Below are 20,591 nucleotides of genomic sequence, written 5' to 3'. Positions count from 1 at the left end.
GCGCTGGATGTCGCGCGCGGGGCATGGGTTCCTCCGATTTCCCTCGGCCTCCACGACGAAAGCCTGGCGATTCACCGCTTACGTGGCGGTGATGGGGCGTTTTGTAGCTTCGTACGAAAACGTTTTCTATAGCAAATGAAATTGGTCAGGCCTCTTTCTGGCAGACCGACGCCTGGACGCCTGCGAAACGGGGAATTCAGCGCGGAGGCGGCGCAGCCGACTGACGGGAAACCAAGCGATAGTCGAGCTTGCGGTCGTGGATCCGCGCGCGGAACCTTTTGTCGCCAAAACCGGCGATGAGCATGTCCACCGCCGCCTCTGCCATCTCCGCGATGGGCTGGTGGACCGTCGTCAGCGGCGGCCAGGATGTTTGCGCCGCCAAGGAATTGTCGAAGCCGACGACCGAGATGGCCTCCGGCACGCCGACCCCGTGCTTGGCCAATGCGGCGAGCGCGCCGATGGCCATCTCGTCATTGCCGGCGAAGATGGCCGTCGGCGGCGCATCCAGGGCCAGAAGCGTTTCGACCGCGCGGAAACCCGATGCGCCGAAGAAGTCGCCGCGGACGATCCACTCGTCCGGAACCGCGGCGCCGCATTCTCGCATGGCGGCCAGGTAGCCCTCGCGTCGGCGCACGGCGGCGCGATGGTCGGCCGGGCCGCCGATGAAGACGATGCGGCGATGCCCCATGTCCCACAGCCGCAGGGTCTGCTCCCGGGCAGCCTCCTGGTCGTCGATCCAGACGTAGGGCGAGCGCTCCAGATCGCTGTTGGGCGCCAGGCGGACATAGGGGACGCCCGCATCCTCGACGGCGGCCAGCAGGCGAGGATCGTCACAGAGCGGTGGGGTCAGGACGAGGCCGTCGAAGGCGGCGTTCCGCAGAATCTCTCCCAAGGCTTCAGGCGTGGTGACGCCTTGCGGCGTCTCGATCTGCTCGACGACGAGATGGTAGCCGGCGCGGCGACAGGCGTTCATGGCGCCAAGCTGGACCTCTCCGACGTAGTGGTAGCCGCCGAGGCGCAGAAACACGACGCCGATCAGGTAGCTGCGCCGCCCCGACAGCGCGCGCGCGGAGACGTTTGGCCGGTAGCCAAGGCGATCGACGATTTCGAGGACCCGGGCGCGGACTTCCGGTCCCGCCCCCTCCCCCCGGTTGAGAACACGAGAGACCGTCGCGATCGACACGCCCGCTTCGCGCGCGATGTCGATGATCGTGACGCTCTTGTCCTTGCTTTTCCCCATCGCCCGACGTCTAGCAGGAATTGCCGCCCGGAGGAGTCCCGGCCCGCCCGCCGCACGCCCGCGCCGACAAAAAAGCGACGCGCCGTTCAGGCGCGTCGCCGGTCGCCAAGGCGACAAGGGGCCCAGGACAGGGGGAGAAACCCTGGGCGGACGCGACGCAACCGGCCGCGCGGAGACCGCGGCTAGAAGCCCATCCGCGCCCGGATGCCGACATAGCGCTTGGAATTGCGCGGCAGCAGCTGGGCGACGGCGCCGGCGTTGGACGAGCCGGTATAGCCGAGCGAGGTCGCGTAGTGCTGGTCGAACAGGTTGTTGACGAACAGCGCCACGCGGTAATTGTCCGCGTCCCGGCCCGCTACGCCGAGACTGACATTGACGACGCCATAGGCCTTCTGGCGCGAGATCGGCGTGCCCAGAAGGTCGAGCATGACCGCGCTCTGATGTGTGTACTCGGCGGTGACGAAACCGTCGAAGGGCAGGCTCGGCAGCTCGACGTCATAGACGCCCGCCAGCGAGTATTTGAACTTCGGCGAGTTGGCCAAGGACTTGCCCGAAAGGTCCTGGAAGTTCGAAGCTCCCACCGGACGGCAGCCCTGCGCGAGCGTCTGGCCGGTGTAGCAAGGCGCGTTCGTGAATTCGCGGATCGTCGCGTCGGTGTAGGCGGCGGACGCGTCGATGCGCAGGGCGCGAACCGGCTTGGCCGAGACCTCGACCTCGACGCCCTTGCTCCGCAGCGAGCCGACGTTGCTCAGCTGCGGCACGATGGTGCCGTCGGGTTGGGTGACGCCGCCCTGGGCCTGGAAGTCGGTGAAGTCGGTCAGGAAGCCGGTGACATTGAGCTGGACGCGGTTTTCCAGGACCCGGCTCTTCAGGCCCAGTTCGTAGGCCTTGCTGGTCTCGGGACGCACCGGCTTGGCCGCCCGCCCGGGATTGAAGCCCGTGCTAATGTCGAAGCCCTGCCCCTTGTAGCCGGTCGACAGCGAGGCATAGGCCATGACGTTGTCGGCCAGGTCCTGACGCAGCGCCACCTTGTAGGTGACGTGGTCGTCCTTGGCCTTGCCCGAGCAGACCGACAGGCACGAGGCGTTGTTGGCCGGCGGCGTGGCGGTCGGCGTGCGGTTTAGGAAGGTCGCCTCGATGACTTCGTGATTGAAGCGCAGACCGCCGTCCAGGTGGGTCTTCTCGCCGATGTGGTAGGTCATCTGGGTGAAGGCGGCCATGGTCTTGGTGCCCGCCGTCGCCGCCCAGCTGGTCGCCGCGTTGGGGCCGCGCGAGAACGAGCGGTCGGAGTCGCCGTCGGCGTAGAACAGGGCGAACAGGTAGTCGAGCTTGCGCGCGCCACTGGAAACCAGCCGCAGTTCCTGGGTGAAGTTCGTCGAGTGGAACGGGCCGCCGGCCGTGGAGCCGTTGGGCAGGATGCTCGTCGGATCGGCCGTGTTCAGCAGCGTCGGCGTGCCCAGCGTGTCCAGGTCCTCCAGGAAGCGGAAGCGCCAATCCTGGTAGCTGGTGATCGACACCAGGTTGGCGCCGCCCAGGTCCAGGCTGGCGCGGCCGTTCAGCATGGTCTGCTTGCTGGTATTCTTCGGCTCGGTGTCCAGCCGGATCTTGTAGTTGCCATCGCCCGGCGTGATCCCGACGGCGGAGAGGGCGAGCGGCGCGCCGAAGGCGCTGGCGCCCGGATTGATGCTGCGGAACGTGCGCACCTGGCCGTCGGTCTTGGTATTGGTGTGCGAGGCCGTCAGGGCGATGTTGAGATTGTCGGTCGGATCCAGCTCGAGACGACCGCGAACGCCGTACGACCGGTCGCCGTTCAGCTTGTGACCGGTGTTGAGGTTGCGAATATAGCCGTCACGATCGCCATAAAAGGCGTTGAGGCGAAAGCCCGCCTTGTCCGAGATCGGACCCGAGACCATCCCTTCGACGCGCTTTTCGCCGTCGCTGGTCAGGGCTCCCCCGACCGAACCCGTCAGGGTCTTGGTCGGCTTCTGGGTGACGATGTTGATGACGCCGGCGGCGGCGTTCTTGCCAAACAGCGTGCCTTGCGGACCGCGCAGGACTTCCAGGCGAGCAATGTCGTTCAGGCCGGAGAAGGCCTGGGCCTGCTGCAGCAGCGCGACGTCGTCGACCACGACCGCGACGCTGGGCTCGATGCCGATGCTGAACGAGAACGTGCCGATCCCGCGCAGGTTGATGCTGTTGCCGGTGGCGTTGGTGTTTTCCGTGACCGTCAGGCTGGGCGAGACGCGAACCACGTCGGTGACCTGGACGACGTTGCGCGCTTCCAACTGCTCGCTGCTGACGGCGCTGACGGCGGCCGGCACGTCCTGCAGGTTCTGTTCGCGCTTCTGCGCGGTGACGACGATCTCATCCAGCGCGACGGCCTGGTTGGCCGGCTGCGGCGCGGTCTGGGCCCAAGCCTGGCCGGAAGCCGCGATCATGGCGGCGCTCGCCATCCAAAGAAGACGCCTGTTCATTTCCCCTCCTGTTCTTTTTTCGTGAACGGTCTGTCCGATCACGCTTGATCTGCCTGACCAATTCTTGGGGTACAGGCTTTGGCGTCAACCTCTTTTTGCCTGACAACTCGCTCGATCCGGACCACAATCAGCGGGCGCGCATTCGGGCGACCGCCAGAGGGCGCTCAAGCAACGCTGACGATGACGATGACAGGGAGATACGGAATGACGGCTCGCGCAAAGGGGAGCGCCAACAAGACGAGCCCCGCCGCCGACACCGCCACCAGCGGAGACCGCATCTACCAAAGACTGGCCCGCCACGTCTTCGACGACCTGATCGCGGGACGCTACGAGATCGGCAGCCGCCTGCCCGCCGAGCGCGAGCTCTGCGCCGAGTATGGGGCCAGCCGCCCCGCCGTGCGCGAGGCGCTGATCGCGCTCGAGGTCCAGGGCTACATCGATATTCGCGTGGGATCGGGCGCCTATGTTCGACGGCTGCCTGGCCGCGAAGACCACCCGGGCTTCGCGATCACGGCCTTCGAACTGACCGAGACGCGCCTGGCGTTCGAGGGTGAGGCCGCCGCCCTAGCCGCCAATCACATCACCGACGACGAGATCGCCCAGCTGGAAGGGCTCCTGGAGGACATGACGGCCGAAAACCTCCGCGCCAAGGTGACGGAGGACGCGGACCGGGCGTTCCACATGACCATCGCCCGAGCCACGCGCAACGCCGGAATCGTGCTGATGATCGAGGAGCTGTGGCGCCTGCGCTCGACATCGCCGGCCTGCGCCCTGCTGCACAACAAGGCCCGCAGCGCCAAGATTCGGCCCGTCGTGGCCGAACACCGCCGCATCGTCGAGGCGCTCAGAGCGCGGGATCCGCAAGCGGCGAGAGCCGCCATGCGCGCTCACCTGGCCGCCGTGATGGATCACCTGCTCTTCACGACCGAAGCGCTGGCCTTGGAGGAAGCGCGCAGGACCGCGGCCGGCGTGCGCGCCCGCTTTTCCACCGCTACTCAATAACCTGACTGACCAATCTTCTTAAATTGATCTGGCAGATTTGATTTGAGGCGCTAAGCTCACTCCAACGCCTCCACCAGGTGGCGAGTAGGGAGGGCTTGCCGATGAGACGACTGCTACTGGCCACGGCGATGACGATCCTCGTCGCGCCGGCGATCGTCCGAGCCGAGTCGCCGGCCGCCCCGGCGCGCGCGGAGACCGCCCTGGCCGAGAACTGGCGCTTTCGCCAGGACGACACGCTGAGCGGCGCCGAAAGCCCGAGCTTCGACGACCACGACTGGCAGCGCGTCGCCGTGCCCCACACCTGGAACCGCGTGGGCCTCTATCTGCCCGGCCCGGTCGAGCGCACGCACAAGGCCAAGACCATCGACAAAACCCAGGGCGTAGGCTGGTACCGGCTGACATTCTCCGCGCCCAAGCTGGAGGGCCGCCGCGCCTACCTGCAGTTCGATGCGGCCAGTCGCGCCGCCAAGGTCTGGCTCAACGGCGTCTATCTGGGCGAACACCAGGGCGGCTTCTCGCGCTTCCGGTTCGACGCCACGGACGCCCTGCGCGGCGACGGCCAGAACGTGCTGGCCGTGCGCACCGACAACAGCAAGCCCGCGCCGGGCGCCGCCACGGCCGACATCCTGCCCCTGACCGGCGACTTCTTCGTGCATGGCGGCCTCTACCGCCCTGTCAGCCTGGTGCTCACCAACGCCGCCCATTTCGACATGCTCGATTTCGGGGGCGCGGGAGTCTATGCCAGCACCACCACGCTTTCGCCCGACAAGGCCGAAATCCAGGTTCGCGCCAAACTCCTTAATGAGATGGCCGCGGCGCTGGCCGCCCGCGTGGTGACCAGGCTCCATGACGCCACGGGGCGCGTGGTCGCCCAGGCCAGCGCCCCAACCGCCCTCCCCGCCAAGGGCGCCCACGAAACGGCCCTCACCCTGTCGCTGGCCCATCCGCATCTCTGGAACGGCGTGGCCGATCCGTATCTCTACCGGTTGGAGACCGATTTGGTCGCCGCCAACGGCAGGGTGCTCGACCGGGTGACGACGTCCTTCGGCGTGCGCCAGATGGGCTTCGATCCGGACCGCGGCTTCCTCCTGAACGGCAAGCCTTACCGTCTACACGGCGTCGGCTATCACCAGGACCGCGAGGGCAAGGGCTGGGCGACCAGCCCCGCTGACGTCGAGGACGACATGGCGACCCTGCGCGAGATGGGCGCCAACACCATCCGCCTAACCCACTACCAGCACGGTCAGGTCATCCATGACCTGGCGGACAAGTATGGCTTCGTGCTCTGGGACGAAATTCCGCTGGTCTCGGCCTGGACGCTCGGTGGCGCGCTCGAGCCGACCCCGGCCCTGGTCGAGAACGCGCGTCAGCAGCTCAAGGAGCTGATCCGGCAAAACTACAATCACGCCTCGGTCGCCACCTGGGGCGTCGCCAACGAGGTCGATTTCGGCAACTCGTTCCCCGCCTTCCTGACCGGCTACAAGGACGGCAAGGCGCCGGACCCGATGCCGCTGCTGAAGTCGCTGAACGCCCTGGCCCACCAGGAAGACCCCGGACGTCCCACGGCCTTGGCGACCTGTTGCGAAGGCCGGGTGTTCGCTGCCGGCGTCGATGTGCCGACCACGGCCGAGGCCGCCGACCTGGGCGGCGCCAACCGCTATTTCGGCTGGTATTTCGGCGCGCCCGACGATCTGGGCCCGCACCTAGACGCCCTTCGCGCCAAGCGTCCGCGCCAACCCCTATCGGTGACGGAATATGGCGCCGGCGGCGCGGTGACCCTCCACACCGACGATGTCCTGGGCGGCCCGATCGACTCGCGCGGCCGCACTCAGCCCGAGGAGTACGAGAGCTACATCCACGAGACCGCCTGGGCGGCCCTGTCCCAGCGCCCCTATCTCTGGGGCACATGGCTGTGGAATGCGTTCGATTTCGCCACCACGATCCGTCACGAAGGCGACGCCGACGACATCAACACCAAGGGCCTGGTCACCTATGACCGCAAGATCCGCAAGGACGCCTGGTACTTCTACAAAGCCAACTGGGCAACGACGCCTACGGTCCACATCAATGGCAGGCGCTATGTCGACCGCGCCTATCCGGTCACCGACGTGCGGGTGTATTCGAACGGCGCCACGACCGAGTTGACGCTGAACGGCCGCTCGCTGGGATCGCGTGGCGACTGTCCGCAGCGGATCTGCGTCTGGCCGGCCGTGCGCCTGGCGCCGGGCGAGAACGTCCTGGCCGCCCGCGCCGCGTTCGGCGGCCGCACTGTCGAGGACCACATCACCTGGAAGCGTCCGGCCGACCCGGCCGCGCCGGTCCGCATCGACGCCGGCGCGATCGTCGGCGCGGGCAAGGCCGCGACGTTCGGTTCCGATGCCTTCTTCAAGGGCGGCGAGGCTCAGTCGGCCAATATGCAGGCCGACTACGGACGCCCCGCCGCGCGGGCGCAGATCAGCGGAACTGACGAGATCGACGTGGCCGCCAGCTATCGCCAGGGTCGCTTCGCCTACGCGGTCCCGGTCGCGCCCGGCCGCTATCGCGTAAGCCTGACCTTCGTCGAGCCGAAGCTGGCCAGCGGCGAGCGGCGCTTCGACGTCGTCGCCAACGGGGTGCGAGGCCTGGCCGACCTTGATATTTCGGCCCAGGCCGGCGGTCCGCTCAAGGCGTTGAACAGGGCGTTCGAGACCAGCGCCGGCGACCAGGGCCTGACGCTGGAGTTCGTCCCAACCAAGGGTGAGGCGATCGTCTCGGCGATCGAGATCACGCCCCTGCCCGCCTCCATGCCCTAGGAGCCCAAGACGTGTTGACGTCGCAGGCCGTGCGATGGCCGACCGTTCCGCAGATGCAGGCTAAGCGGAAGGATCGCCGGGCCTTCGTCGATGATGACGCCGCCCAAAGCGGGGGCAGTGGTGATCTTCGCCCTTCCATCAGTAAACGCGCTTGACATGGCCTTCGCCGTATTCGCGCCAAGATTGAGCTTGCTCAAATAGCGATAGAACCGCACCATACACTTAAGAGTTTGCTTCCAAGGTACATGAGGCGGTGGCTTTCAACGGACCATTTGGCGATTTGGCGCCGTGTTGAGCCCGCCACGTCACCATTTCATCTCGGGACTACCGAGATCGGGATCCACCTTGCTGGCGGCGCTCTTGCGGCAGAATCCGGCGATCAGCGCGGGCATATCCAGCCCCCTTGGCCCCCTCTTCCACGCGACGCGCAACGCCATGGGCGCTTGGTCTGAGGTTTCCAGCCTCCTGACCGACGCTCATCGCGAGCGGATCCTCAGAGGGCTCTTCGATTCCTACTACGCCGATCAGCGGGACAAGCGCCTCATCGTCGACACCAACCGAGCCTGGTGCGCCAGGCTGTCGGCGATCAAGCGGCTCTTTCCTGACGCCAAGGTGATCTGCTGCGTGCGCAGCGTCGCCTGGATCATGGATAGCATCGAGCGACTGACACGAGAGCATCCGTTCACCGAGAGCAAGCTCTTCAACAACGATTCCGAGCGCGCCACCGTGTTCACCCGGGTCGAGGCGCTGGCGCAGCACGATCGCTTCGTGGGCTTCGCCTGGGCGGCGCTCAAGGAGGCTGTGTATGGTGAACACGCCGACAGCCTCCTTCTCGTCGACTTCGATCTCCTGACCTCCGCCCCCGGCAAGGTCATGGATCTAGTCTACGATTTCCTGGGCGAGCCACGCTTCCAGCACGACTTCAGCGACATCGTGTTCGACGAGCCGATCTTTGATCAGCAGTTGGGCCTGCCGGGCCTGCATAAGGTGCGTCCCCGCGTCACGCCGATCCGGCGCACGACGGTGCTGCCGCCCGATCTCTTTGAGCGCCTCGACGCGATGTCGTTCTGGCGCGATCTGAAAAGCAGCCGCGTCCACTTGATCGCGCCGACGCCGACGACAACGCAATCATAAGAAATCCCGGGAGGATTCGCCCATGGCCGACACCGCGGCTTCCCTCGCTATCGCCCCGGCGTTCCCGCCGGCGACCGCCGAGATCGTATTCGTCGACAGGGGCGTGGCTGGCTACCAAACCATCGTCGACGCCGTCGCGCCTGGCGCGCAGGTCGTGCTGATCGATTCCTCGCAAAACGGCGTTCACCAGATCGCGCAGGCCCTGCAAGGCCGAAGCGACATTGCTGCGATCCATGTGGTCAGCCACGGCGCCGACGGCGTTCTGCTGGTGGGCTCCGAAGCGCTGCATGCGGGCAATCTGGCGGACCATGCGCAGGACCTCGCGACGATCGGCGCGGCGCTGGCGCCGGACGGTGACATCCAGCTCTGGGGCTGCGACATCGGTGCGGGGCCGAAGGGACAAGCTTTTCTCGAGGCGCTCGCCCGGGCGACCGGAGCCGATATCGCCGCCTCGTCGAACGACACGGGAGCCGCGTCCGGCGCCGATTGGACGCTCGAGATCTCGACCGGCGCGGTGTCGCCGTCGCACGTCCTGGACACGGCCGCGCTCGCGCACTTCGACGGCGACCTGGCGACCTTGACCGCCTCTACGCTGGCGGAACTCAAGTCGGCGCTGGCGACGGCCGCGTCGAACGGCGCCGCCGACACGATCACGCTCCTGGCCGACATTTCCGCGACCGGCGCTGGCGACACGGTCACAGGGTCCGACGGGGCGGCGACCCTGATCTCGATCAACATCACCGATGGCCAGACGCTGCAGATTGTCGGCGGCGGTCACACCATCGACGCCAATTCCTATGGCCGGGTTGTCGAGGTGCGAGCCGGCTCGGTCACCATGTCGGGTCTCACCCTGCGCGAGGGTTTGATCTCGGGCGACGGCGGCAATCCCGGCCAAACGGGCGGCGATGCGCTCGGCGCGGGCATCCGCAACGCGGGGTCGCTGACGCTGTCGGGCGTCACCGTCACCACCAATCTCGCGGCCGGCGGCGGCGGCGCGGGCGGCTTGAGCGCGATTGCCGCCTCTGGCGGCGGCGGCGGCGGCGGCGGCTTTGCCGGCCGCGGCGGGGGCCATGGCGGAGCCGGTGGTTATGGCGGCGGCGCCTACTCCGGCAGCGCCGCTAGCGGTGGAACTGGCGGCCATGGCGGCAGCGGAGGGGGCCTCACATTGGGAGGCGGCGGCGGGTCCGCTTCAGGCGGGGTCGGTGGGTCGACTGGCGGCTACGCCGCCGGCGGGGCCGGCGGTTCCGCTAACAATGGATCGATCTCGATCGGCGGCGGCGGCGGCGGCGGATCCGGCGAGAACAATGGCGGCGCCGGCGGCTCCGCGGTCGGCGGAATCTACAACACCGGCACGCTGACGCTGCTCAATTCGATCATCAGCAGCAATCTCGGGGCGGGCGGCGGCGGCGGCGGCGGCGGCAGCTTTGCGAGCGGCTACGCCGGCTCAGGCGCGGACGGCGGGCGCGGCGTGGGCGGTGTCTGGAACGCGGGCGGCGCGACGCTCAATCTGGATACAGCGACCAACTCGGCCTTCACGTTGAACGCCGCCGCCGGCGGCGCCGGCGGTTCGGGCAGTTCCAGCAACGGCGCGGCCGGTGGGACCACGAGCGTCCTCTTCAGTCAGGGGACACTGATTATAGCGCCGACCGCGACGATCGACTCGGCGCCTGACGTCACCACCTCGGGCGGGACGACCTACACCGTCCGGATCACCTATGCCTATCCCGGTGGCTCGGTGGCCAGCAGCTCGATCGGCGCGGACGACATCAAGTGGGGCGGCCAGACCGCGACGGGTTTCTCGATCATTTCCGGCGCCAACACCGCCTCCACAGTGGTCGACTATACGTTCGCGGCTCCGGGGGGCAGCTTCGATCGGGGCGACAACACCGCCCTTTCGATCACGCTGGGCGCGGGACCGGTGACCAACAACGTCGGCGCCGCGGTCATGAGCCTGACCGACGGCGCGGCCGACGCCAGCGTGGCCATCAACATTCCCAACGCCAGTCCGACGGGTTCGGTCACGATCTCCGGGACGGCGACCCAGAACCAGACGCTGACAGCCGCCAATACCCTGGCCGACGCCGACGGCCTGGGAACGATCAGCTATCAGTGGAAGGCCGGCGGGACCAATATCGCCGGCGCGACCAACTCCACCTATGTCCTGACCGAGGCCGAGGTCGGCAAGACGATCACGGTCGTCGCCAGCTATACCGATGGCTACGGCACAAGCGAAAGCAGCACCTCCAGCGCCACCGCCAGCGTCGCCAACGTCAATGACGCGCCAACCGGTTCGGTGACCATTTCGGGGACGGCGACGCAGGGCCAGACGCTGACGGCCGCCAACACCCTCGCCGACGCCGATGGACTGGGAACGATCAGCTACCAATGGAAGGCTGGCGGGACCAACATCGCCGGCGCGACGTCCTCGACCTATGTCCTGACCGAGGCGGAGGTCGGCAAGGCCATCACGGTCGTGGCCAGCTATACCGACGGACACGGGGCGGCCGAAAGCCTCGCTTCGAGCGCCACGTCTTCCGTCGCCAACCTCAATGACGCGCCAACGGGGTCGGTGACCATTTCGGGAACGGCGACGCAGGGCCAGACGCTGACGGCCGCCAACACCCTCGCCGACGCCGATGGACTGGGGACGATCAGCTACCAATGGAAGGCTGGCGGGACCAACATCGCCGGCGCGACGTCCTCGACCTATGTCCTGACCGAGGCGGAGGTCGGCAAGGCCATCACGGTCGTGGCCAGCTATACCGACGGACACGGCGCGGCCGAGAGCGCGGCCTCCAGCGCCACGTCCTCTGTCGTCAACGTCAACGACGCGCCGACCGGATCGGTGACGATCTCGGGGACCGCCAAGGAGGGCCAGACCCTAACCGCCGCCAATACCCTGGCCGACGCCGACGGCCTGGGCGCGATCAGCTACCAGTGGAAGGCCAACGGGACCAATATCGCCGGCGCAACGGCGTCGACCTATGTCCTGACCTCGAGCGAGCTGGGTCAGGTCATCACGGTCGTCGCCAGCTATACCGATGGCCACGGCACGGCCGAGAGCTCGACCTCGACCGCGACAAGCGCCGTGGGCCCAGCCAACAATGCGCCGACGGGCTCGGTGACCATCGGCGGCACAGCCACGCAAGGCCAAGTTCTTACCGCGAGCAACACGCTCGCCGACACCGATGGCCTAGGGACGATCAGCTACCAATGGAAAGCCGACGGAACCAATATCGCCGGCGCGACGAACGCGACCTTCACCCTGACGGAAAGCCAGGTCGGCAAACTCATCACCGTCGTCGCCAGCTACACCGACGGGCTGGGCGCTTCGGAAAGCGTGAGCTCGAGCGCGACCTCGGCGGTGGCCAACGTCAATGACGCGCCCACGGGCTCGGTGACGATTTCTGGGACGGCGACTCAAGGCCAAACGCTCACCGCCGCCAACACCCTCGCCGACGCCGACGGCCTGGGAACGATCAGCTATCAGTGGAAGGCCGGCGGGACCAATATCGCCGGCGCGACCGCCTCGACCTATGTCCTGACCGAGGCCGAGGTCGGCAAGACGATCACGGTCGTGGCCAGCTATACCGACGGACACGGCGCGGCCGAGACCAGCGCCTCCGCCGCCACCGCCTCCATCGCCAATCTCAATGATGCGCCCACCGGGTCAGTGACGATCTCCGGCGCGGCGACGCAGGGCCAGACGCTGACGGCCGCCAACACCCTGGCCGATGCCGATGGTCTGGGAGCGATCAGCTACCAATGGAGGGCCGACGGGACCGATATCGCCGGTGCGACGGCCTCGACGCTGGTCGTCGGCCAGGCCCAGGTTGGCAAGGTAATCACGGTAACGGCCAGCTATATGGACGGTCACGGCACGGCTGAAGGCCGCGTTTCCGCGGGCACGGCGTCGGTCACCAACGTCAACGACGCTCCCACCGGGGCCGTCACGATCCGCGGCGCGGCGATTGAAGGCTCGACCCTGATGGTGAGCAATAGCCTCGCCGACCTCGACGGTCTGGGCGCGATCTCCTACCAGTGGAAGGCCGCCGGCGCGAACATCGCGGGAGCGACCAACTCCACCTACCTGCTGACGCCCAGCGAGATCGGTAAGGCCATAACCGTCGTCGCCAGCTATACCGACGGCTTTGGCGCGGCCGAGAGCGTGTTTTCCGCGCCAACCGCGGCGGTCGATCCCGCACCGCCGCCACCGCCTCCCCTAGTGACGACCACGGTCGATGGCGTGCAGGTGCAGACCTCGACGATTACGAATGACGACGGATCGACCTCGTCGCAGGTCGTTGTCCCCATCGTCGCGTCGGGGCGGCCCGAGCAATCCGGCAATCCCGCGACGGCCGACATCCCTGTCACCCCCTCCGGCGCGAGCGGCGCGGTCATCCAAATTCCGGTGGGCGTCGGCGTGACGATCAGCGGCCCGGCCACCGTCCAAACGGCTGGTCAGGCGCTCACCGACCTTCTCCGTGAAACTAACGCCCACGTCACCGCAGGGTCCAGTGACCAGATCCTCCTCGGGGGCGCCGGCGGAGACTGGTTGAAAGATCAGCCCTCGAACACGCCCATCGTCGTCCGGTCGATCACGCCGACGGGCGCGGGAACGCAGGCCGGCGAAATCAGCCTGCTCGGCGCCACGACCCAGGTCGAGGCGTTGGTGATCGATGTCAGCCACATGCCGTCATCGACGGCTCTCACGCTGAACAACATCGAGTACGCGGTGATCGTCGGAGCCGCGACCGTCACGGGTGGCGAGGGCCGCAATGTCGTCTTTGGCGACGGCGCCAGCCAATACATCGTGCTGGGCCCCGACGACGACGTGCTGCATGGCGGCGGCGGAAATGACACCGTCGGCTCGAAGGGCGGCGACGACAAGCTCTATGGAGACGATGGCGATGACACCCTGTTCGGCGGGGCCGGAAACGACCTGTTGGACGGCGGCGCGGGCCGTGACACGGCTCTCATGGCAGGCGTCAAGGCAGACTACTACTTCGCCCACACCGCCCACGGGCTTCTGGCTTCCAGTTTCGACGGCGACGACACGATCGTCAGTATCGAAGCCCTGAAGATGGCGAACGGAGAGGTGATCACCGACCTGCCCAAGCTGGTGGCCGCGACCACCTCGGTCGCGGTGATGACCTACCAGTTCTTCACCGGCGCCACCCCGACCGGAGCGGGCCTGGAGTTCCTTCTCCACGCGCCGGACGCCGTGAACGCGGCCGATCTCAGCGACGCCTATTATCAAAAATTCAATGTCGAAAACCGCTACATCAACTTCGCCGTCAATCTGACCTCGGCCGCTGGCCAAGCCCACTCATGGTTCGAGAAGACCTACGGCGCTTTGAGCATGGAGCAGACAGTCGCCAAGTCGTACGCCGAGATCTTCGGCGTGACGCCGACCGCGGAGAAGATCGATTTGCTGCTTCATACCGACGTCGGCGGCATGACCCGGCAGGCCTATTTTGAGCATGTCGCGGGCTCGGTCGAGGGCGGCAAGGCGGCTCTTATCGGCTGGCTGCTGGCCGAGGCCGTGATCGAGGACACAGGTCGTTATGCGAAGGCCAACGACGCCTTCCTCGCGGACTTCTTCGACGGCGACGCCAAGCTCCACGTGGATCTCGTCGCGGTCTATGGCGATGGCCAGACTTGGAGCGGCCTTGGTTAGGGTTTTGGCTGTTGTCGGCGGTAGCCTCGCGCCAGAATAGGCCCAAAAACCAGTCGCGCATTCTGAAGTCTGATCGCGTCGGAAGCTGACGGTCGCGGGCCCGGCCCCATCGGATGAGCGATCAGGTTCGCGAGTGGCACGCGCCCAGAGACTCTACGCTCATCGGCGCCATGGATCTCGCTCCAACTCGGCTACGGTAACCTCCGTCCATGGCCGACGCCGTCGGCCGTCCCGGCCGCATCCAGACGACGAGAGCTATGCGCGGATGGTCCGGCGACCGACCTGGCGTTTTTCGGCTGCCGAGGAAAAGCGCGGCCCAACTTCCGCTCCAAGCCCGAAGCTCAGATTATTTTAACAGCAAAATTCATGTTCACTTATGAAGAAGATTGTTGACGAGCGGTGCTCAGCGCGCCACCTGGACTGCATATAAAAACGAAGGAGGAGGAACATGCGTTTGCACGCGTCGATGCGATTGGCATCGATCAGCGCCGCGAGCCTGCTGACGACCTCGCCCGCCCTGGCGCGCAGGGCGCGCCGCGGGCCCACACCGGGGGATGCAGCACGTCGCCCAGAATCGCCAGTACGCGCGCGTCAAGATCGGCGACCATTTCTCAGGCGGCTGGCGCCGAGTGGAGCCTGAGCGACGAACTCAAGATCGGCCTGACGGCTCTCCCCACGGGCCCAGAGGGCTTGAGACTTCCACCCGAGCCTGTTTCGGCTGTTCGCCGGGGAGACAAACTCATGAACATTCGTCGTCGGGTAACGGGCGTCGCCCTTTGCCTAGTCACAACGCTCGGAGCAGGCGCGCTTGCAAAAGCGCAATCTACGCAAGACGAGGTCAAAGCCTCCAAGGACTTTCCGACGACGACGAGCCTGACCGCCAGAGTGTCGCCGGTCTTCGCGTCACGCCGTGAACTCTATCGGCGCGGATGGACTGACCTCAACAAGAACGACAAAAAAGATATCTACGAAGACTCGACGCAGCCGATCGAGCGCCGGATCGATGATTTGCTGTCGCAAATGACGATGGACGAGAAGACGGCGCAAATGGTGACGCTGTACGGGTTCGGCCGCGTATTGCGTGACGAGCTGCCTACGGTCGAGTGGAAGCAGAAGATTTGGAAAGACGGCGTCGGCAATATCGACGAGATGCATAACGGCTGGGGCCGGGGATCGCGGAGCATTTACGCGACCGATATTCAAAAACACGTCTGGGCGATGAACGAGGTCCAGCGCTTTTTCATCGAGCAAACCCGGCTCGGCATTCCCGTCGACTTTACGAACGAAGGCAATGGCGGACTCGAAGCCGTCCACGCCACGAGTTTCCCGACCCAGATCGGCGTCGGCCATACCTGGGACGCGCCCCTTGTCCGCGATATCGGCAGAGTCGTCGGGCGCGAGGCGCGGGCGCTCGGCTACACCAATGTCTACGCCCCCATTCTCGACGTCGCCCGCGACCAGCGCTGGGGCCGCATGGAGGAAGTCTATGGCGAAGACCCGTTCCTCGTGTCGCGCCTGGGCGTCGAGATGGTCAGCGGCCTCCAAGAGGATCTGACCGTCGCGTCCACCGCCAAGCATTTCGCGGTCTATGGCGCCAACAAGGGCGCACGCGAGGGCGAGGCGCGCACCGATCCGCAAGTGTCGCCGCGCGAGGTCGAGAACATCCATCTGCCGTCGTTCGAGGCCGCGATCCGCGAAGCCAAGCTGATGGGGATCATGAGTTCCTACAATGACTACGACGGCATCCCCGTCACCGGCAGTCATTATTGGTTGACCGATCGCCTGCGCACCGAATTCGGCTTTCGCGGCTACGTCGTCTCGGACAGCCGCGCGGTCGAATATCTTTACAGCAAGCACAAGGTCGCCGCTGGCCCGGTCGAGGCGGCCGCCATGGCGGTCAATGCGGGCCTGAACGTTCGCACCGATTTCACGCCCCCCGAGCAGTACGTGACGCCGCTGCGCGCGGCCGTCGCGCGCGGGCTGGTGGCGCCATCGACGATTGACGACCGGGTGCGCGATATCCTGCGCGTCAAGTTCGCGCTCGGCATCTTCGACCGGCCCTATGTGAAAGACGCCGCCGCGACGGCTCGTCTGGTCGGCGCGCCCGAACATCGCGAACTGGCCCTGCGCGCCTCGCGAGAAAGCCTCGTGCTGCTCAAGAACAAGGACGCGGCGCTGCCGTTGAGCAAGGCGACGGACATCGTCGCCGTCATCGGGCCGAACGCGAACGATGCAAGCTATGCTACCCGCCGCTACAATCCGCATGGCGGCAAGGCTGTCACCGTTCTTGAAGGGATACGGGCAAAGCTGGGCGGCAAAGCCGAGGTGCGTTACGCCAAGGGCGTGGATGTGGTCAGCCCGAACTGGCCCCGTACCGAAACCTTGCCAGAGCCGCTGTCCGACGCGACGAGGACCGGCATCGATGAGGCCGTCGCCGCCGCGAAGGGGGCCAAGGTCGCCGTCGTGGTCCTCGGCGACAACGGCCTGACCGTCGGAGAAAGCCGGAGCCGCACCAGCCTCGACCTGCCGGGGCGTCAGTTGGAGTTGCTGAAGGCCGTACAGGCGACCGGGACACCGGTCGTGCTCGTGCTCATCAACGGTCGCCCGCTGTCGATCAATTGGGCTGACGAGAATGTGCCGGCGATCTTGGAGGCTTGGTTCCCCGGCGAGCAGGGCGGCACGGCCATCGCGGACGCGTTGTTCGGCGATTACAATCCGGGCGGCAAGCTTACGGTCACCTTCCCACGCACCGCCGGGCAGATTCCGCTCAACTTCCCGACCAAACCCAATGCGCAATGGGAGGGCGAACTATCGCGCGTGAACGGCGCGCTCTACGCCTTTGGCCATGGGCTGAGCTACACACAGTTCACTTACAGCAACCTCACCCTTCAGCCGGCGGCGCCGAACGGAGACGCGATGGTGACGGTGGGGTTCGACCTCACGAACGCCGGAAGTCGCGAAGGCGATGAAGTCGCGCAGCTTTATATCAACGATGTGGTGAGCTCGGTCATCACCTATGAGCAGCAGCTTCGGGGCTTTCAGCGCGTGCATCTGAACCCGGGCGAGCGACGCCATATCGAATTCACGTTGCGGCGGAAGGATTTGGCGCTCCTGAACGAGAAGCATCAATGGGTGGTCGAGCCGGGCAAGTTCAAGATCATGGTCGGCGCGGGATCGGATGACATAAGGCTGACGGACATTTTCAACGCGGGGCAATGATCGCCGCCTCAGTCGCCATGCCTGCACTGTCGCGGTGTGACATGGGCCTGCCGCCAATTAAGTTTTGAGCGACGTAGGCTTACGGGCGGGCGACGAACGATCACCCGCGCTCACAGTAGCTAACACCCATCGGGTGATGGCGCGGCCTAATCCTTCGGAGCCAGCAACCGAAGGAGCAGGCCATGTCGAACACCGAGGATCAAGATCCCAACCGCCGCCAAGTTCTGAGCGCCACGACCTTGGCCTTCACCTTCGCGGCCGTTGCGAGCCAGGCGCGGGCCGCGGCGGCGATCCCGGCGGCCTTCGGCGCGCCCAAGCAGATCGACGCTGGCGTCCTGAGCATCGGCTATGTCGAGATGGGGCCGACGGATGGCCCGGCGGTGCTGCTGCTGCACGGATGGCCCTATGACATCCACGCCTTCGCCGAGGTCGCGCCGCGCCTGGCCGCCGCCGGCTATCGCGTGATCGTCCCGCACTTGCGCGGCCATGGCACGACCCGCTTCCGCGCGACAGAGACTCCGCGCAATGGCCAGCAGGCCGCCCTGGCCATGGACGGTATAGCTCTGCTGGACGCGCTGGGCGTCGCGCACGCCATCGTCGCGGGCTTCGATTGGGGCGCGCGGACGGCCGATATCATGGCCGCGCTCTGGCCCGAGCGCTGCAAGGCGCTGGTCAGCGTCAGCGGCTATCTGATCGGCAGCCAGCAGGCCAACCGCGCGCCGCTGCCGCCCAAGGCCGAGCTAGCCTGGTGGTACCAGTTCTACTTCGCCACCGATCGGGGCCGCGACGGCTACGCGGCCAACACCGAGGCGTTCAATCGGCTGATCTGGACCCTGGCCTCGCCAAGGTGGGCGTTCGACGACGCGACCTTCGCCCGCACAGCCAAGTCGTTCGCCAATCCCGACCACGTCGACATCGTCGTCCACAACTACCGTTGGCGGCTGGGCCTGGCCGACGGTGAGACCCAGTACGACGCTCTGGAGGCCAAGCTGGCTGCGGCTCCGCCGATCACCATCCCCGCCATTACGATGGAAGGTGACGCCAACGGCGCTCCGCATCCCGATCCGGCCAGCTACGCCAAGAAGTTCACCGGCAAGTACGCCCACCGCCTGATCACTGGTGGCGTCGGCCACAACCTGCCGCAGGAGGCGCCGGCCGCCTTCGCCCAGGCGGTGATCGATGTCGACAAGCTTTAGGCGACCGACATGTCCCCCTCTTCCATGCTGACCGTCGGCGGCGCGGCCGCCCTGGCGGCCGGGCTGTGCTGGGCGTGCGCGCCCGTGCATGCCGATCCCAAGCCGGCCTCGCCGATCTATGGCGTGACCATTCCCGAGGGCTATCGCGACTGGACCCTCGTCGCGCCGGCCCAGGAGGCCGCGCCATTGGACGAATTGCGCGCGACAGTCGGCAACGCCAGGGCGCTTAAGGCCTATCGCGCCGGAACCCAGCCGTTCCCGGACGGGACGGTGCTGGTCAAGCTGGCCTGGAAGCAGGCGCCGTCGCCGGACTTCGCGCCGGCCTCGATCCCCGCCGCGGCGACCACGGTCCAGGTGATGGTCAAGGACTCCAAGCGCTACGCGACGACCGGCGGCTGGGGCTTCGGACGTTTCATCGACGGCAAGCCCGTCGATGTCGCCCAGCACGAAACCTGCTTCGCCTGCCACGCCGCCCGCGTGAAGGACCGTGACTACGTCTTCACCCGGTACGCACTCTAAGGGCGCTCCGGCCCCTCCCCTCACCTCAGCTTTATGGAGTTCCTGTGAAGAACCTCTTCCTCCCGGCCACCCGCCGCGCGGTGGTCGGCGGCCTCGCCGTGGCCGGTGCGGCGGCCTTGACGCCCGCCCTGGCTAGGGCCGCCTCGATCGCCATCCGGCCGTTCAAGATCGCCATTCCCGAGGCCGACGTCGCGGCCATGAAGCGCCGCATCTCCGCCACCCGCTGGGCCGACGCGGAACCGGCCATCGACGATAGCCAGGGCGTGCGCCGCCAGACGCTGGAGCCGCTGATGCGCTACTGGGCGACCGGCTATGACTGGCGCAAGGTCGAGGCGCGGCTGAACGCCCTGCCGATGTTCGTCACCGAGATCGACGGCCTGGACATCCAGTTCATCCACGTCCGTTCGCGGCATGACAACGCCCTGCCGATGATCCTGACACATGGCTGGCCGGGCTCAATCCTGGAGTTCCTCAAGGTCATCGATCCGCTGACCAACCCGACCGCCCACGGGGGCGAGGCCAAGGACGCCTTCCACCTGGTCATCCCGTCGATCCCCGGCTTCGGCTTCTCGGCCAAGCCCAAGGTCACTGGGTGGGGCTCGGACCACATCGGCCTCGCCTGGTCGCAGCTGATGCTGCGCCTTGGCTATGATCGCTACGTCTCGCAGGGCGGCGACTGCGGCTCGGTGATCTCTCAGCGCATGGCGCTGCAGAAGGTCCCGGGCTTGGCCGGCGTCCACCTGAACATGCCCGCCGTGGTTCCGGCCGAAATCGCCCGCGTCCTAGCGGCCGGCGATCCCGCGCCCGCCAGCCTGTCGATCAAGGAGCGCTACGCCTTCGACAAGCTGGAGGCCTTCTATCGCGACAACGCCGCCTATGCCGCGATGATGAACACCCGGCCCCAGACCATCGGCTATTCGCTCGTCGATTCACCGGTCGGCATGGCGGCCTGGATGTATGAGAAGATCGCCCAGTGGACCTATAGCGGCGGCGATCCGCTAAAGGTGCTGACCCGCGACGAGATCCTGGACGATTTCTCGCTGTACTGGCTGACCGCCACCGGCGCCTCGGCGGCCCGGATCTACTGGGAAGACCACACCAACAACTTCAACGCCCGCGGCGTCATCGACCTGCCGGTCGCGGTCAGCGTCTTTCCCGGCGAGATCTTCCAGGCTCCGAAGACCTGGGCGGAGCGCGCCTACAGCAACCTCTTCTATTTCAACGAGGCCTCGAACGGCGGGCACTTCGCCGCCTGGGAGCAGCCAGCGCTGTTCGCCCAGGAGATCCGCGCGGCCTTCCGCTCCCTCCGCTGAACCTTCAGACAGGACGACATCC

General features: G+C 66.7%; 10 protein-coding genes. 8 read left to right on the top strand and 2 right to left on the bottom strand.

Annotated features, from left to right (window positions below; genetic code table 11):
• Nucleotides 1–196: 196 nt before the first annotated feature.
• A complete protein-coding gene (locus tag ABIC66_RS19300; RefSeq protein ID WP_354072686.1) occupies nucleotides 197–1,240 on the bottom strand; it encodes a LacI family DNA-binding transcriptional regulator in 1,044 nt (347 codons plus the stop codon).
• Between the two features lie 182 nt (nucleotides 1,241–1,422).
• The gene (locus tag ABIC66_RS19295) at nucleotides 1,423–3,678 is read right to left on the bottom strand and encodes a TonB-dependent receptor (protein ID WP_354072232.1); all 2,256 of its coding nucleotides are present in this window, start codon (nucleotides 3,676–3,678) and stop codon (nucleotides 1,423–1,425) included.
• Nucleotides 3,679–3,918: 240 nt separating this feature from the next.
• Here ABIC66_RS19295 and ABIC66_RS19290 point away from each other — a divergent pair, with 240 nt between their 5' ends.
• From ABIC66_RS19290 to ABIC66_RS19255, 8 genes are all read left to right on the top strand, one after another.
• Nucleotides 3,919–4,716, top strand: a complete 798-nt coding sequence (locus ABIC66_RS19290) for a FadR/GntR family transcriptional regulator (RefSeq protein WP_354072230.1) — start codon at nucleotides 3,919–3,921, stop codon at nucleotides 4,714–4,716.
• A gap of 101 nt (nucleotides 4,717–4,817) precedes the next feature.
• On the top strand, nucleotides 4,818–7,508 hold the full coding sequence (locus ABIC66_RS19285; protein ID WP_354072228.1) for a glycoside hydrolase family 2 TIM barrel-domain containing protein: 2,691 nt from the start codon (nucleotides 4,818–4,820) through the stop codon (nucleotides 7,506–7,508).
• A 288-nt stretch (nucleotides 7,509–7,796) separates the two neighbouring features.
• Complete coding sequence (locus tag ABIC66_RS19280; RefSeq protein WP_354072227.1) at nucleotides 7,797–8,642, top strand: sulfotransferase family protein; 846 nt, start codon at nucleotides 7,797–7,799, stop codon at nucleotides 8,640–8,642.
• Nucleotides 8,643–8,664: 22 nt separating this feature from the next.
• Nucleotides 8,665–14,322 (top strand): DUF4347 domain-containing protein, encoded by a 5,658-nt coding sequence (locus tag ABIC66_RS19275; protein ID WP_354072225.1) that lies wholly within the window; start codon nucleotides 8,665–8,667, stop codon nucleotides 14,320–14,322.
• 741 nt (nucleotides 14,323–15,063) lie between these two features.
• A complete protein-coding gene (locus ABIC66_RS19270; protein WP_354072223.1) occupies nucleotides 15,064–17,541 on the top strand; it encodes a glycoside hydrolase family 3 N-terminal domain-containing protein in 2,478 nt (825 codons plus the stop codon).
• A 182-nt stretch (nucleotides 17,542–17,723) separates the two neighbouring features.
• A complete protein-coding gene (locus ABIC66_RS19265) occupies nucleotides 17,724–18,737 on the top strand; it encodes an alpha/beta fold hydrolase (RefSeq protein ID WP_354072222.1) in 1,014 nt (337 codons plus the stop codon).
• A 9-nt stretch (nucleotides 18,738–18,746) separates the two neighbouring features.
• Nucleotides 18,747–19,256, top strand: a complete 510-nt coding sequence (locus tag ABIC66_RS19260) for a cytochrome P460 family protein (protein ID WP_354072220.1) — start codon at nucleotides 18,747–18,749, stop codon at nucleotides 19,254–19,256.
• A 44-nt stretch (nucleotides 19,257–19,300) separates the two neighbouring features.
• Nucleotides 19,301–20,569 carry an epoxide hydrolase family protein gene (locus ABIC66_RS19255; RefSeq protein WP_354072219.1) on the top strand — a complete coding sequence of 423 codons (1,269 nt, stop codon included), beginning with the start codon at nucleotides 19,301–19,303 and terminating at the stop codon, nucleotides 20,567–20,569.
• Nucleotides 20,570–20,591: the final 22 nt, after the last annotated feature.

The sequence above is a fragment of the Caulobacter sp. 1776 genome (genome assembly GCF_040545685.1).
In the GTDB taxonomy this organism is placed as follows: Bacteria; Pseudomonadota; Alphaproteobacteria; order Caulobacterales; family Caulobacteraceae; genus Caulobacter.
This window is presented reverse-complemented; position numbering and strand designations above follow the sequence as displayed.

Coding starts and splice junctions, on each gene's coding strand:
- ABIC66_RS19300 (WP_354072686.1), bottom strand. CDS start 1,240: ATGGGGAAAAGCAAGGACAAGAGCGTCACGATCATCGACATCGCGCGC.
- ABIC66_RS19295 (WP_354072232.1), bottom strand. CDS start 3,678: ATGATCGCGGCTTCCGGCCAGGCTTGGGCCCAGACCGCGCCGCAGCCG.
- ABIC66_RS19290 (WP_354072230.1), top strand. CDS start 3,919: ATGACGGCTCGCGCAAAGGGGAGCGCCAACAAGACGAGCCCCGCCGCC.
- ABIC66_RS19285 (WP_354072228.1), top strand. CDS start 4,818: ATGAGACGACTGCTACTGGCCACGGCGATGACGATCCTCGTCGCGCCG.
- ABIC66_RS19275 (WP_354072225.1), top strand. CDS start 8,665: ATGGCCGACACCGCGGCTTCCCTCGCTATCGCCCCGGCGTTCCCGCCG.
- ABIC66_RS19270 (WP_354072223.1), top strand. CDS start 15,064: ATGAACATTCGTCGTCGGGTAACGGGCGTCGCCCTTTGCCTAGTCACA.
- ABIC66_RS19265 (WP_354072222.1), top strand. CDS start 17,724: ATGTCGAACACCGAGGATCAAGATCCCAACCGCCGCCAAGTTCTGAGC.
- ABIC66_RS19260 (WP_354072220.1), top strand. CDS start 18,747: ATGTCCCCCTCTTCCATGCTGACCGTCGGCGGCGCGGCCGCCCTGGCG.